This window comes from Streptomyces sp. NPDC097617 (genome assembly GCF_044761485.1).
Classification (GTDB): domain Bacteria; phylum Actinomycetota; class Actinomycetes; order Streptomycetales; family Streptomycetaceae; genus Streptomyces.
In genome coordinates, this window is record NZ_JBIWCL010000003.1 from 306,185 (window position 1) to 319,982 (window position 13,798).

Annotated in this window: 12 protein-coding genes; 9 read left to right on the forward strand and 3 right to left on the reverse strand. The window is 71.8% G+C overall.

Annotated features, from left to right (window positions below; translation table 11 throughout):
* The first annotated feature begins 314 nt into the window (after positions 1-314).
* From guaA to ACIQZO_RS07830, 4 genes are all read left to right on the forward strand, one after another.
* Complete coding sequence (gene guaA, locus ACIQZO_RS07815) at positions 315-1,859, forward strand: glutamine-hydrolyzing GMP synthase (protein ID WP_403622125.1); 1,545 nt, start codon at positions 315-317, stop codon at positions 1,857-1,859.
* Positions 1,860-1,983: 124 nt separating this feature from the next.
* Complete coding sequence (locus tag ACIQZO_RS07820; RefSeq protein WP_403621651.1) at positions 1,984-2,745, forward strand: class II aldolase/adducin family protein; 762 nt, start codon at positions 1,984-1,986, stop codon at positions 2,743-2,745.
* A 101-nt stretch (positions 2,746-2,846) separates the two neighbouring features.
* Positions 2,847-4,103, forward strand: coding sequence for a hypothetical protein (locus ACIQZO_RS07825; RefSeq protein WP_403621654.1), 1,257 nt, complete (start codon positions 2,847-2,849; stop codon positions 4,101-4,103).
* 18 nt (positions 4,104-4,121) lie between these two features.
* A complete protein-coding gene (locus tag ACIQZO_RS07830) occupies positions 4,122-4,637 on the forward strand; it encodes a TQO small subunit DoxD (RefSeq protein ID WP_403621657.1) in 516 nt (171 codons plus the stop codon).
* Here the strand turns inward: ACIQZO_RS07830 and ACIQZO_RS07835 are convergent.
* Both ACIQZO_RS07835 and ACIQZO_RS07840 read right to left on the reverse strand, forming a co-directional pair.
* Positions 4,583-4,807: a hypothetical protein gene (locus ACIQZO_RS07835; RefSeq protein ID WP_403621660.1), complete on the reverse strand. Its 225-nt coding sequence runs from the start codon at positions 4,805-4,807 to the stop codon at positions 4,583-4,585. The genes ACIQZO_RS07830 and ACIQZO_RS07835 overlap by 55 nt on opposite strands.
* Positions 4,794-6,116: a PspC domain-containing protein gene (locus ACIQZO_RS07840; RefSeq protein ID WP_403621663.1), complete on the reverse strand. Its 1,323-nt coding sequence runs from the start codon at positions 6,114-6,116 to the stop codon at positions 4,794-4,796. Before ACIQZO_RS07840 ends, ACIQZO_RS07835 begins: the two co-directional genes overlap by 14 nt.
* Before the next feature lie 131 nt (positions 6,117-6,247).
* On the opposite strand from ACIQZO_RS07840, the gene ACIQZO_RS07845 reads away from it, so the two are divergent.
* The 3 genes from ACIQZO_RS07845 to ACIQZO_RS07855 all read left to right on the forward strand — a co-directional run bounded on the left by ACIQZO_RS07845 (position 6,248) and on the right by ACIQZO_RS07855 (position 9,448).
* Positions 6,248-7,543 carry a PspC domain-containing protein gene (locus tag ACIQZO_RS07845; RefSeq protein ID WP_403621666.1) on the forward strand — a complete coding sequence of 432 codons (1,296 nt, stop codon included), beginning with the start codon at positions 6,248-6,250 and terminating at the stop codon, positions 7,541-7,543.
* Positions 7,540-8,238: a LuxR C-terminal-related transcriptional regulator gene (locus tag ACIQZO_RS07850; RefSeq protein WP_403621669.1), complete on the forward strand. Its 699-nt coding sequence runs from the start codon at positions 7,540-7,542 to the stop codon at positions 8,236-8,238. The genes ACIQZO_RS07845 and ACIQZO_RS07850 overlap by 4 nt, the downstream gene beginning before the upstream one ends.
* Before the next feature lie 106 nt (positions 8,239-8,344).
* On the forward strand, positions 8,345-9,448 hold the full coding sequence (locus ACIQZO_RS07855) for an alpha/beta hydrolase (protein ID WP_403621672.1): 1,104 nt from the start codon (positions 8,345-8,347) through the stop codon (positions 9,446-9,448).
* A 36-nt stretch (positions 9,449-9,484) separates the two neighbouring features.
* Here the strand turns inward: ACIQZO_RS07855 and ACIQZO_RS07860 are convergent, their stop codons facing one another.
* Positions 9,485-10,543, reverse strand: a complete 1,059-nt coding sequence (locus tag ACIQZO_RS07860; protein ID WP_403621674.1) for an NlpC/P60 family protein — start codon at positions 10,541-10,543, stop codon at positions 9,485-9,487.
* Between the two features lie 337 nt (positions 10,544-10,880).
* Between ACIQZO_RS07860 and ACIQZO_RS07865 the strand changes: the two genes are divergently transcribed.
* The gene (locus ACIQZO_RS07865) at positions 10,881-11,240 is read left to right on the forward strand and encodes an ArsR/SmtB family transcription factor (protein ID WP_403621677.1); all 360 of its coding nucleotides are present in this window, start codon (positions 10,881-10,883) and stop codon (positions 11,238-11,240) included.
* A gap of 12 nt (positions 11,241-11,252) precedes the next feature.
* On the forward strand, positions 11,253-13,793 hold the full coding sequence (pcrA, locus tag ACIQZO_RS07870; RefSeq protein WP_403621680.1) for a DNA helicase PcrA: 2,541 nt from the start codon (positions 11,253-11,255) through the stop codon (positions 13,791-13,793).
* Positions 13,794-13,798: the final 5 nt, after the last annotated feature.

A 13,798-nucleotide genomic window follows, 5' to 3' on the forward strand; every position in this document is an offset into this window, starting at 1 on the left:
CGGCAGGAGCGGGAACGCGAAAGCGCCCCGGTCCTGTCGGACCGGGGCGCTTCGGGAAGTCAGTGGCTCAAGCGAGCATCACGAGGACCCATGGCGACCGGACCGACCGGTGCCATAGGTAAAGAGGAAGCTCAGCTGCTTGCGCATGGGACGGATTATTACCCTCTGCGGGCCTTGGGAGCCAACCGGATTCGGATGGTGAGACGAAGAGGGCCCTACGGCCCCCGTTAGAATCGACAAAACAGCCACCTCTTCCGCCGGAAGGCCGCCCCGTGCCAGAAGCACCCTCCGCCGCCCACGACAGCGCCCCGGACATGGTTCTCGTCGTCGACTTCGGCGCCCAGTACGCCCAGCTCATCGCCCGCCGCGTCCGCGAGGCACGGGTCTACAGCGAGATCGTGCCGAGCTCGATGCCCGTCGACGAGATGCTGGCCAAGAACCCCAAGGCGATCATCCTCTCCGGCGGTCCGTCCTCCGTGTACGAAGAGGGCGCCCCGCGGATCGACCGGGCCCTCTTCGAGGCCGGCATCCCCGTCTTCGGCATGTGCTACGGCTTCCAGCTGATGGCGGTCACCCTCGGTGGCCAGGTCGACAACACCGGCGCCCGCGAGTACGGCCGCACCCCGCTCGCCGTCTCCAAGACCGGCTCCACCCTCTTCGAGGGCACCCCCGCGAACCAGTCGGTGTGGATGTCCCACGGCGACGCCTGCTCCGCCGCCCCCGAGGGCTTCAGCGTCACCGCGTCGACCAACGTCGTCCCGGTCGCGGCCTTCGAGAACGACGAGAAGAAGCTGTACGGCGTGCAGTACCACCCCGAGGTGATGCACTCCACGCACGGCCAGCAGATCCTGGAGCACTTCCTCTACCGCGGCGCCGGCCTCGCCCCCAGCTGGACCACCGGCAACATCGTCGAGGAGCAGATCGCGGCCATCCGCGAGCAGGTCGGCGACAAGCGCGCCATCTGCGGCCTCTCCGGCGGCGTGGACTCCGCCGTCGCCGCGGCCCTCGTGCAGAAGGCCATCGGCTCGCAGCTGACCTGCGTCTACGTCGACCACGGTCTGATGCGCAAGGGCGAGACGGAGCAGGTCGAGAAGGACTTCGTCGCCGCGACCGGCGTGCAGCTGAAGGTCGTCGACGCGCAGGAGCGCTTCCTGACCGCGCTGGCCGGCGTCTCCGACCCGGAGACCAAGCGCAAGATCATCGGCCGCGAGTTCATCCGCGTCTTCGAGCAGGCCCAGCTGGAGATCCTCCAGGAGGACGGACCCGCGGTCGCCTTCCTCGTGCAGGGCACCCTGTACCCGGACGTCGTCGAGTCCGGCGGCGGCACCGGCACCGCCAACATCAAGTCCCACCACAACGTGGGCGGGCTCCCCGACGACATCGAGTTCGAGCTCGTCGAGCCGCTGCGCCAGCTGTTCAAGGACGAGGTCCGGATGGTGGGCCAGGAGCTCGGCCTGCCCGACGAGATCGTCCAGCGCCAGCCCTTCCCGGGCCCCGGCCTGGGCATCCGCATCGTCGGCGAGGTCACCAAGGAGCGTCTGGACCTGCTCCGCGAGGCCGACGCCATCGCCCGCCACGAGCTCACCGCGGCCGGCCTGGACCGCGAGATCTGGCAGTGCCCGGTCGTCCTGCTCGCGGACGTCCGCAGCGTCGGCGTCCAGGGCGACGGCCGCACCTACGGCCACCCGATCGTGCTGCGCCCCGTCTCCTCGGAGGACGCGATGACCGCGGACTGGACGCGCATGCCGTACGAGGTGCTCGCGCGGATCTCGACCCGCATCACCAACGAGGTGCCGGACGTGAACCGCGTGGTCCTCGACTGCACGAGCAAGCCCCCGGGCACCATCGAGTGGGAGTAGTCCCACCCGGATCTCCGTGAAGCCGCCGCCCTTACCTCCGGGCGGCGGCTTCGCCGTTTCTCTGGCCAGTTGGCAGGGGCCCGGGTACCTTGCGCGGCGAACCGAGCCGTCCGAGGGAGCGCCCATGCCGGATCAGCCCGTACCCGTGCCCGTGGAGCGGCTGGGCTTCGAGATGCCGCCCGTGCACGACACCGTCGAAGCGGCCCGCACCCACCGCAAGGAGCGGCTCGCCGAGGCGCTGCGGCTGCTGGGGCGGCTCGGCTACGGGGACGGGGTGGCGGGGCAGGTCACGGCACGGGACCCGGAGTTCGAGGACTGCTACTGGGTGAACCCCTTCGGCCGGGCCTTCACCGCGCTGACCGCGGACGACCTGCTGCTGGTCGACGGGGACGGGCGGGTGGTCCGGGGCGGGCGCCGGGTCAACCAGCTCGCCTTCGCCGTGCACGCGGCCGTCCACCGCCGGCGCCCCGAGACGGTCGCCGTGGTCCGCGCGCAGGGCCCGTACGGCCGTGCCCTCGCGGCCCTGGGCGAGCTGCTGGCCCCGATCACCGAGGAGGCCTGTGCCTTCTACGAGGACCACGCGCTGCTCGACGAGTACTCCGGGGCCGACGAGCCGGAGCGGACCGCACTCGCGCTGGGCCCGTACAAGGCACTGATCCTGCGCAACCGCGGACTGCTGACGGTGGGGGACTCGGTGGACGCCGCCGTCTGGTGGTTCATCGAGGCGGAGCGGGCCGCGCAGGTGCAGCTGATCGCCCGGGCCGCCGGGAAGCCGGTGCCCGTCGACCACCGCGCCGCGGCCCTGACGCGCGAGCGGTTCGGGTCCGATCTGGCCGCCTGGGTGAGCTACCAGCCCCTCAGGGAACAGGTGGCGTCAACATCATGAACCGTTAATCACCTGCTCTGACATCGTGCGCAATCCGGAGCACTGCCGCAGTGGTGCACAATTCGCTGGCATTGCACCGTAGTTCAGAGAGGCGGCACATCGTGGCTGTCCAAGAGATGTCCCGAAGTACCCACACCACCGCCTGCGCCTGCGACGAGTGCGCTCGCGCCGGCCACCGGCGTGCGGTCGCCGCGTTCCTGGAGAAGCGCGACGAGTTCGCCACCGGCCAGGGCGTGCCCGCCGCCGTGGCCCACTCGCTCGGCGCCTCCCGGCAGTGGGTCTCCGACGAGCTGACCCTGTCCGCCCGGACCGTCGCCGACCGCGGCCGGGAGGCCGGGAGCTCCTGGCTGTACCTGTTCTCGCGGCGGGCCGTCCTCGCCGTCTGGATCGCCGCCGGGGTCCTGCTGCTGGTCCAGGTCGCCGCCGCGCTCGGCACCGGCTGGACCACGGCGCGCACCGCCGGGCTGCTGGCGGCCCTGGTCCTGGCCGGGCTGCTCACCGTCGCGGCCCGCGCCCAGTCGGTGCGCGGCGGGCTGCTGGCCCCGCTGGTCGGCGAGGACAACCGGCTGTCCACCTCCAAGACGGTGCCCAGCGCCTGGGTGGTGCTGGCGGCCTTCGCCACGCTGCTGCCGGCGCTGCGCCTGGCCACGTCGGCGCCCGGCCCCGAGCGGCAGGCGCTGTACGCGGGCCTGGCGCTGGACCGGGCGCTGCCGCTGCTGGCGGTGGTCTCGCTGACCTCCGGCGTGGCGGTGCTGGTCCGCCGGGTGGTGTCGGTACGGATCATGGGCCAGCGGTTGCAGAAACTGCCGGCCGACCGGCCCCGCGGGGTCGATCTGCTGACGGACGACGCGGGCCGCGGGAGCTTCCCTGACGCCCAGTACGTGCTCGTCTCGACGGTCGTGCTCGGCTACGCCGCGGCCTCGCTGGCGCGCTTCCCGGACCGGCTGCCGCAGCTGCCCTGGGCGCTGGCCCTGCTGGTGGCCCTGTCGGCGGTGGTGTACCTGGCCGCGAAGTACGCGGAGGGCAGTCGGCCGCTGGTGCTGTCGGTGGTGCGCAGACGGGAGCCCGGGGATCTGGACGCGGCCGTCCGCCCCGGGGACGACATCGAGATCCGGGGCGTGGGCTTCGTACCGCCGGGGGCGCAGACGCCGGAGATGCTGGCCCGTCTGGTCGTACGGGTCGGGGCGGTCCATGTGCACGTGCCGCTGGTCCCGGTGGCGGGCGGATTCACCAATCCTTCCGACGCCGTGCTGACGGTGCCGGTCCCGGCGGAGGTGGAGCCGGGGCGCGTAGAGATCCAGGTGGTCACGGCCGCGGGGGTGGAATCCAACCGCTGCACGATCGATGTTGCCGAGTGATCGGGGTACACATGTCCCGTGAACCGAACCGATGTTCTTGAAACCTACGCCCCTGGCGACGCGGTGGGCCTGCGCGAGCTGGCCTCCCGGCACGCGCTGCTGCCCCTGCGGCTCTTCCTCGGCGTGACCTTCGTGTACGCGGGGATCGACAAACTGACCGACTCCGCGTTCCTCTCCGCCTCCGGCGACGGCTCCATCGGCGACCTGATGCGCGGGGTCCGCGACACCTCCGCGATCCCGGGCCTCGTGGACCTGTCGCTGAACTCGCCGGTCGGCTTCGCCGTGGCCCTCGCGATCGGGGAGATCCTGGTCGGCCTCGGGGCCCTCGTCGGCCTGCTGACCCGTATCGCGGCCGTCGGCGGAGCGCTCATCGCGCTCAGCCTGTGGCTCACGGTGTCGTGGGCGGTGACCCCCTACTACTACGGCAACGACCTGATCTACCTGCTGGCGTGGACCCCGCTGATCCTGGCCGGGGCGCCCTACCTGTCGCTGGACTCGGTGATCCGGTCGCGCCGGTCGCGGCGTACGGCGTAGGTCACCAGCCCCACGAGCGCGGCCAGCGAGAGCCCGCCCAGGGTCATCGGGATGACCGCGAACCAGGGCAGATCCGCCCGGCCGGTGCTGTCGAGCAGGTAGAACACGCCCGCGACCATCAGGACCAGCCCCGCGATCAGCCGTCCCGGCTGGAACTCATGACGCCGCACGGGCCACCTCCACCTGTCCGATACCCGCAGTGAGGTGCAGGTCGATCGTTCCGCCGGCCTCCGTGCCGACGGCCGGCACCAGGGTCTCCGTACGGTTCTGCCGTCCGACTTGCTCGATCCGGTCCGCGCGGTCCCCGGGCATCTGCACGTCACCCGCACGCCGGATGGTGACATCGGCCTGCGCGGTGACCTCCCGCGGCAGGACCACCTTGAGCCGGCCCGCTTCGATGGAGGCCTCGACGGCCACGGTGGTCCCCTTGGGCACGTCCAGCCCGCTCAGGTCCAGCGTGGCGAGCCCGGTGCCCGCCTCGTACACGGGCCGTACGTCGGCCACCGCGGCCGGCCGCCACTCGACCTGCCGCCAGTCGGTGCCGACCTCGCGGGGCAGCACGGCCGCGCCCGCCAGCAGGCCCGAGGTGAACACGGCCAGCACGATCGTGCCGAAGCCGGTGCGCCCCAGCAGGGAGCTGACCGCGAGCCCCAGACCGAAGACGACCAGCGCGGCGGCGAGCCCCATCTGCAGTGCCTGGCCGAGCGGATTGCCCTCCCAGGTGGCGGCGGTCCCCGCGATCCCGGCCAGCAGAGCCAGTACGAAGACCCGGCCCCCGATGCCGCCGCGCGGGCGGACCGGGGCGACGGGCGCCTTCGCTGCCGACTCCGGGGTGCGGCCGGTCACCACCGGGTCGGCGGTGTCGTCGGGCCCCCACAGGTATCCCGTCCCGCCGACCGGGCCGGTCGTACCGTCCTTGACCAGCGGATCCCGCCACCAGGACGGGCCGCCGGGGGTGGGCGGCGCCTTCGTCTCCGGCGGAGCGGGCGAGTGCGCGGCGCGGTGGGCGCTGCCGCCCGGATCGGGCGTCTGCGCCTCGGGCTGGTAGGTGTGCCGCTGCCGCTGAGACCAGTACGAGGCTCCGCCCAGTGCCAGGATGACCAGGACGGAGAAGGCCGCCAGCCCGCCGTTGTCCAGCATCGACAGGAACAGCGCGCAGCCCACCAGCGCGGCGAACACGGCCGCCAGCGTCGCGCCCTCGACCCGGCCGGTCAGTAGCTTCTTCGCCTCGCTGTCCTCCTCGCCCTCCTGGGGGAGCAGCAGCCACGCGAAGCCGTAGAAGATCAGACCGACGCCGCCGGTGACCGCGAGGACACCGAGGACGATGCGGAAGACCACCGGGTCCAGGTCGAAGTACCGGCCGAGGCCGCCGCACACGCCCGCGAGGAGCTTGTCGCGCTTGCTGCGGCGCAGCGGCGGCCTGGAATCCGCCCGAGGGGCCCCGGGCTCGGCCGGCGGGGCGTCGTGTACTTCGGTCATGGGTCCATGGTGACGGGCCGCGGAAGCGGTGGGCATCGGGCCCTACCCTGGTGCAACCCTGATATCCCCCCGGTACAAGTGGGGGCATGCCCTGATGACCGGCCCCCACCGGGCGTGTGACCCTTGGTGACATGCCCGTAGCCGCCGCTCCCCGTACCCCGCACGCACCGGACGCCGACGAGGTCCCGCAGCGCAAGCTCTACCGCAGCGCCGACGGCCGGATGCTCGGCGGTGTCGCACGCGGTCTGGCCGGGCACCTCGGGCTGCCCGTGGGCTGGGTCCGCCTCGCGTTCCTCCTGCTGTTCATGTGGGGGGACGGGCTGGGCGTGCTGCTGTACGCCGCGTTCTGGGTCTTCGTACCGCTCGGCGTCGGCGGCCGGACCGGGCACCGCTCCTTCTTCGAGACCCTCCCCGACGGCAGCCGCCGGCTGCGCAAACCCGACCGCGGGCAGATCACCGCGCTGATCGCCCTGTTCATCGGCGCGGGCATCTTCATCTCCAAGGTCCAGCTGGGCGGCGCCTCCGGCCGGTACGTGTGGCCCACGCTGCTGGTCGGGGCCGGGGTGGTGCTCGTATGGCGGCAGGCCGACAACGCCCGCCGCGCGCACTGGTCCACGGCCGTCGGGCGGCACGGGCGCCTCCTGCAGGCCGCCCGGGCACTCGCGGGGGTCGCCCTGGTCGGGGTGGGCCTGACCGTCTTCATCGTCGTACGGGGCTCCGCGGCGCAGCTCGGCAACGTCCTCACCGCGACGCTCGCCGTCCTCGTCGGCGTGGCCCTGCTCGCCGGACCCTGGCTGATCCGGATGACCCAGGACCTCTCCGAGGAACGCCTGATGCGCATCCGCGCCCAGGAGCGCGCCGAGGTCGCGGCCCACGTGCACGACTCGGTGCTGCACACCCTCACCCTGATTCAGCGCAACGCCGAGGACGTCTCCGAGGTACGCCGCCTCGCGCGGGCGCAGGAACGCGAACTGCGCAACTGGCTCTACCGGCCCGAGGGCACCGGCAAGGACGAGGCGGAGGAGCCGGCCACCCTCGCGGAGGCCGTGAAGAAGACCGCGGCCGACGTCGAGGACCACCACGGAGTCCCGATCGAGGTCGTGGTCGTCGGCGACTGCCCGCTCGACGAGCGGCTGGCGGCGCAGATCCAGGCAGCGCGCGAGGCGATGGTCAACGCCGCCAAGTACGGTGGCGAGGGCGGGCCGGTGCAGGTGTACGCGGAGGTGGAGGGGCAGATGGTGTTCGTGTCCGTCCGGGACCGGGGGCCGGGATTCGACATCGACGCGGTACCGAGCGACCGCATGGGCGTACGAGAATCGATCATCGGCCGGATGCAGCGCAACGGCGGGACCGCACGGCTGCGGTCCGCGCCCGACGGCGGCACGGAAGTCGAGCTGGAGATGGAGAGGGCGGCGAACGCAGGATGACCGAGTCCGCAGAGAACGCAGGCGTGGGGGAGACCAGGAGCGTCCGGGTGGTGCTCGTCGACGACCACAGGATGTTCCGTACGGGAGTACAGGCCGAGATCGGCGAGACCGAACGCACGGGCGTCGAGGTCGTCGGCGAGGCCGCGGACGTCGACCAGGCCGTCACCGTCATCACCGCGACCCGGCCCGAGGTGGTCCTGCTCGACGTGCACCTGCCGGGCGGCGGCGGCGTCGAGGTGCTGCGGCGCTGCGCCCCGCTGATGGCGGCGGCCGTGAACCCGGTGCGGTTCCTGGCGCTGTCGGTGTCGGACGCGGCCGAGGACGTCATCGGAGTCATCCGGGGCGGTGCGCGCGGGTACGTCACCAAGACCATCACCGGGACCGACCTGGTGGACTCGGTCTTCCGCGTGCAGGACGGGGACGCGGTGTTCTCGCCGCGCCTCGCGGGCTTCGTGCTCGACGCGTTCGCCTCGACGGACGCGCCGCCGGTGGACGAGGACCTGGACCGGCTCACCCAGCGCGAGCGCGAGGTGCTGCGGCTGATCGCGCGCGGGTACGCGTACAAGGAGATCGCCAAACAGCTGTTCATCTCGGTGAAGACGGTCGAGTCGCACGTCTCGGCGGTCCTGCGCAAGCTCCAGCTGTCCAACCGGCACGAGCTGACCCGCTGGGCGACGGCCCGCCGACTGGTGTGAGGTTCCGCTGCCCGGTGTGACCTACCGCCTCCGACCTGTGGTGTGACCGACGCCGCAGGTGGAGGGGGCAACCGGGAGCGCTCACGCCGCCCTCTACGGTGGCGTGATGAGCTTGACGGGGACACCCTTCTTCGTGGCGGTGATCGCCCTGACCGCGATCGCCGTCATCCTTCCGCTGGCCGTGTGGAGCAAGGTGCGCGGCCCTGCCGTCGTACGCACCGCCCTGCGCGCGCTGATGGTGGTGTTCGCCCAGGTCACAGCCGTCGCCGTGGTGTTCACCGCGGTCAACCGGGCCGAGCACTTCTACGCCTCCTGGGGCGATCTGCTCGGCACCGGCAAGTACGTCACGGCCGCGCCCGACCTCGGCCCGGACGGGCTCGGCGGCCAGAAGGTCGCGGAGGCGCCGAAGGTGCGCCAGCAGTTCCAGCCGGTGGAGGGGCTCGGGGGCCGGGTCCAGAAGACCGAGCTCGACGGCAAGATCTCCGGGGTCAGGGGCGATGTCATGGTGTGGCTGCCGCCGCAGTACGACGACCCGGCCTACAAGGACAAGAAGTTCCCGGTGGTGGAGCTGATCCCGGGCATACCGGGGACGGGGAAGTCCTGGTTCCAGGGGCTCAAGGCGCACGAGGTGCTCGAGCCGCTGATGAAGAGCGGCAAGGTGCACCCGTTCATCCTGGTCTCGCCGCGCGCCATGCTGGTCGGCAACGGCGACACCGGCTGCGCCAACATCCCCGGCAAGGTCAACGCGGACAGCTGGTTCAGCGTCGACGTCCGCAAGATGGTCGTCGACAACTTCCGCGCCTCGGACGAGGCCCGCACCTGGGGCGTGGCCGGGTACTCGGCCGGCGCCTACTGTGCGGCCAAGCTGGCCATGGCCCACCCCGACCGCTACAGCGCGGCCGTCTCGCTCTCCGGCTACAACGACCCCGGCCAGGAGCCCTCCTCGCTGGTCGCCAAGGATCCCGAACTGCGCCGCACGCACAACCTGAAGTACATGCTGCAGACCGCGCCGACCCCGCCTCCGGTGGCGCTGTGGTTCTCGGGGGCCGAGCACGACGGCTATCTGTCCGGCACCGACCTCAAGGCGATCGCGAAGGCCCCGACCGTGGTGCACGCGGAGAAGGTCGTCGGCGGGCACAACCTCGAATCGTGGTCCAAGCAGCTGCCGCAGACCTTCGGCTGGCTGACCAACGTGGTCAAGAAGCCGTAGGGGTCACGCGGCCGGTGGGGCACGCGGCCGTACGGGTCACGCGGGGCGGGAGGCGCCGGCCCAGGGCATCGAGTCGATCGGTGCCAGCCGGACCGTAGAGCCGGGGCGCGGGGCGTGGACCATCTGGCCGTTGCCGATGTACAGGCCGACGTGGGTGACCCCGGAGTAGAAGAAGACCAGGTCGCCGGGGGCCAGCTGGTCGCGGGAGACGCGGCGGCCGGCGTTGATCTGGGTGTAGGTGGTGCGGGGCAGCGAGACCCCGGCCGAGCGCCAGGCCGCCTGGGTCAGGCCGGAGCAGTCGAAGGACCCGGGGCCGGTCGCGCCCCAGACGTACGGCTTCCCGATCGCCGTGTACGCGAAGGCGACGGCGCGGGCCGCGCGCGAGCCGTCGGACGGGGGCGGGGGCGTGCTGCCCCCGGGTGCGGCGGGCGCGGCGGGTGCGGAGGCCGGTCCGCCGGACGACTGGGCCTCGTAGGCGGCCCGCTCCTCGGCGGTGAGCCGGGCCAGCAGGTTCTTGGCGGCGGTCAGCTTCTCCTCGATGACGGCCTTGTGCCCGGAGATCTCGTCCTGCCGGGAGCGGAGGTCGGCGAGCCGTCCGGCGGCCTTCTCCCGCAGCTTGCCGACCTCGTCGAGCCGGCGCCGCACGGTGGTGATCCCGGCGGCGTTGCGGTCGCCGGCGCGGGCGATGAAGGAGGCCTGGGAGAGGTACTCCTGCGGGTCGGACGCCAGCGCCAGTCGCACGGTGGTGCCCAGGGACCCGCTGCGGTACTGGGAGGCGGCGAGCGTTCCGAGCGCGCTGCGGGCGGTGTTGAGCTGGTCGGTCTTGCGGGCGGTCTCCTCGCGCAGTCCGGTCAGCGCGCGTTCGGCCTCGTCGGCCTGTTCCTTCGCCCCGTTGTACTGCTCGGTCGCCGCCTCGGCCTCCTCGTAGAGCCGGTCCACCTCCGACTTGACCTGGGCGGGGGTGGGCCGGGGGTCGGCCTGGGAGGTGCCTTCGAAGGCAGTGGCGGTGGCAGCGCCCGCGAGGGCGAGGGTGGCGGCGGCCCGTGCCGGGCCGCCGGTGAGCGGGCGCTGCCTGGGCTTTCGATGACTGGCCACGAGGGCCTCACGTCCTTCCTCCGTCGGTGCTTGGAGGAGGACGCTAGACCCGGAGGTAACGGGCGGATGACGGGATGATCGCAAGTGTCCCGATATGACCGGAGCTGGCTACCCGGGACCGGAACAGATCGCTCCGGTGAGGGTCGGTGTCAGAGAACGGCGATGAAGATGTTGATCACGGTCAGCCCGCCGACCGTGCCGAACAGTGCCTTGTCCACGTGCTCGTCGTCGCGCTTGACGTGGACGAGGCACGCGGAATTCCACCGGTCGCGGGAGCATCGGGGAGGCCTGCGAACCGCCCGGAGAGCTCCGTACGAGATCTGCGTACAGTGAGGGCATGCCTGCCGCAGCCGAGCCGATCCACCCCGCCGCCGACCGCATCGAACTGGTCGACGTCCTTGCCGCGCTCGGACATCCCGTCCGCCTGGAGATCGTCCGCAGACTCGCCTCCGGCAGGCAGGCCTTCTGCGGCGAGGTCGTACCGGACCTGCCCAGGTCGAGCGTCACGCACCACCTCAGGACGCTGCGCGAGAGCGGCGTGATCAGCCGGCGCCCGCAGGGCCGCAAGCTCTACCTCGCACTGCGCCGCGAGGAGCTGGAACGCAGCTTCCCCGGCCTGCTGGCGATCGTGCTGGGCGATCCCTCCCCGGCAGGGGAATTTCCCGCGGCGGAACCGGCTGTCGGTCCCGCACCCTAGACTCGGATGGCGATGAGCAGCCTCTTTGACGACAGTTTCCTGGCGGACCTCACCCCCTCCGAGGAGGTCCCGCCGCCGCCCGAGGACCACACCGCCCCGGAAGCGGGCGCGGAAGACCTCTTCGGGGGGCGGTTCGACGTACCCATGAGCGGGGACGCGTACTACCGGGACGGCGCCCCCAGGCCCGTCATCGACCCGGCGGCGCTCCTCGACGGCCTGAACACCGAGCAGGCCGCGGCCGTGGTGCACGCGGGATCCCCGCTGCTCATCGTGGCCGGCGCCGGCTCCGGCAAGACCCGGGTGCTGACCCACCGCATCGGCCATCTGCTGGCCGCGCGGGGCGTCCACCCCGGCCAGATCCTGGCGATCACCTTCACCAACAAGGCCGCCGGCGAGATGAAGGAGCGCGTCGAGGGCCTGGTCGGTCCGCGCGCCAACGCCATGTGGGTCTCCACCTTCCACAGCGCGTGCGTGCGCATCCTGCGCCGCGAGTCCAAGCGGCTCGGCTTCACCTCCTCGTTCTCGATCTACGACGCGTCCGACTCGAAGCGCCTGATGGCGCTCGTCTGCCGCGACCTGGACCTGGACCCGAAGAAGTTCCCGCCGAAGGCCTTCAACGCCAAGATCTCGAACCTGAAGAACGAGCTGATAGACGAGGAAGCCTTCGCCGATCAGGCCGCCGACGGGTTCGAGAAGACCCTGGCCCAGGCGTACGCGATGTACCAGGGCCGGCTGCGCGAGGCCAACGCGCTGGACTTCGACGACATCATCATGACCACGGTCCACCTGCTCCAGGCCTTCCCGGACGTCGCCGAGCACTACCGGCGCCGCTTCCGGCACGTCCTCGTCGACGAGTACCAGGACACCAACCACGCCCAGTACACGCTGGTGCGCGAGCTGGTGGGCACCGGCTACCCGGACCTGCCCCCGGCCGAGCTGTGCGTGGTGGGTGACGCCGACCAGTCGATCTACGCCTTCCGCGGCGCGACCATCCGCAACATCCTCCAGTTCGAGGAGGACTACAAGGACGCGACGACGATCCTGCTGGAGCAGAACTACCGCTCCACGCAGACGATCCTCTCCGCGGCCAACGCGGTCATCGAGCGCAACGAGAACCGCCGCGCGAAGAACCTGTGGACCCAGGCCGGTACCGGCGCCGTCATCACCGGCTATGTCGCGGACACCGAGCACGACGAGGCGCAGTTCGTCGCCGACGAGATCGACCGGCTGACGGACGCGGGCGACGCCAAGGCGGGCGACGTCGCGATCTTCTACCGGACCAACGCGCAGTCGCGTGTGTTCGAGGAGATCTTCATCCGGGTCGGACTGCCCTACAAGGTCGTCGGCGGCGTGCGCTTCTACGAGCGCAAGGAGGTCCGCGACGTCCTCGCGTACCTGCGCGTCCTGGCGAACCCCGAGGACAACGTCCCGCTGCGGCGCATCCTGAACGTGCCCAAGCGCGGCATCGGCGAGCGCGCCGAGGCGATGATCGACGCCCTCGGGATGCGCGAGAAGATCACCTTCCCGCAGGCGCTGCGGCGCGTGGACGAGGCCTTCGGCATGGCCGCGCGCTCCACCAACGCGGTGAAGCGCTTCAACGTGCTGATGGAGGAGCTCCGTACGATCGCCGACTCGGGCGCGGGCCCGGCGGTGGTTCTGGAGGCGGTGCTGGAGCGTACGGGCTACCTCGCCGAGCTCCAGGCGTCGACCGACCCGCAGGACGAGACGCGGATCGAGAACCTGCAGGAGCTCGCGGCGGTGGCGCTGGAGTTCGAGCAGGCGCGGGAGGCCGCGGCGGCAGAGGCCGCCGAGACGGGAGCCCCGGCTCCCGGGTCCGGCACCCTGGCCGAGTTCCTGGAGCAGGTCGCGCTCGTCGCCGACTCCGACCAGATCCCGGACGAGGACACCGAGGGCACGGGCGTCATCACGCTGATGACCCTGCACACCGCCAAGGGCCTCGAATTCCCGGTGGTGTTCGTCACCGGCATGGAGGACGGGGTGTTCCCGCACATGCGGGCGTTGGGCCAGACCAAGGAGCTGGAGGAGGAGCGCCGCCTCGCGTACGTCGGCATCACCCGGGCGCGCGAGCGACTGTACCTGACCCGCTCCAGCATGCGCAGCGCGTGGGGCACGCCCTCGTACAACCCGCCCTCGCGCTTCCTGGAGGAGATTCCGGCGGAGTACCTCCAGTGGAAGCGGACGGGCGCCACGCAGAAGCCGGCCGGTCCGATGCGGAGTTCGGGGTACGGGCCTTCGTCGTCCGGCGGGTCCTCGTCGTCCGGTTCGGCCAGGACCACGTTCGGCACCTCGCCGGAGGCGTTCCTGTCCTCGTCGCGTACGAGGTCGGGCCCGTCCGGATTCGCGACGCGGCGGGCCGCCGACAAGCCGGTCATCGCGCTGGTGGTCGGGGACCGTGTCACGCACGACCAGTTCGGGCTGGGCACCGTCATGGAGGTCAGGGGAGCGGGCGCGGACGCGCAGGCCACCATCGACTTCGGGGACGACAAGCCCAAGCGCCTGCTGCTGCGTTACGCGCCGGTGCAGAAGCTGTAGGGCGG

Excerpts from the sequence above, each read along its gene's own strand:
- ACIQZO_RS07845 (WP_403621666.1), top strand. The coding sequence starts at position 6,248 with ATGCCCGTAGCCGCCGCTCCCCGTACCCCGCACGCACCGGACGCCGAC.
- ACIQZO_RS07840 (WP_403621663.1), bottom strand. The coding sequence starts at position 6,116 with ATGACCGAAGTACACGACGCCCCGCCGGCCGAGCCCGGGGCCCCTCGG.
- ACIQZO_RS07865 (WP_403621677.1), top strand. The coding sequence starts at position 10,881 with ATGCCTGCCGCAGCCGAGCCGATCCACCCCGCCGCCGACCGCATCGAA.
- ACIQZO_RS07820 (WP_403621651.1), top strand. The coding sequence starts at position 1,984 with ATGCCGGATCAGCCCGTACCCGTGCCCGTGGAGCGGCTGGGCTTCGAG.
- guaA (WP_403622125.1), top strand. The coding sequence starts at position 315 with ATGGTTCTCGTCGTCGACTTCGGCGCCCAGTACGCCCAGCTCATCGCC.
- ACIQZO_RS07855 (WP_403621672.1), top strand. The coding sequence starts at position 8,345 with ATGAGCTTGACGGGGACACCCTTCTTCGTGGCGGTGATCGCCCTGACC.
- pcrA (WP_403621680.1), top strand. The coding sequence starts at position 11,253 with ATGAGCAGCCTCTTTGACGACAGTTTCCTGGCGGACCTCACCCCCTCC.
- ACIQZO_RS07850 (WP_403621669.1), top strand. The coding sequence starts at position 7,540 with ATGACCGAGTCCGCAGAGAACGCAGGCGTGGGGGAGACCAGGAGCGTC.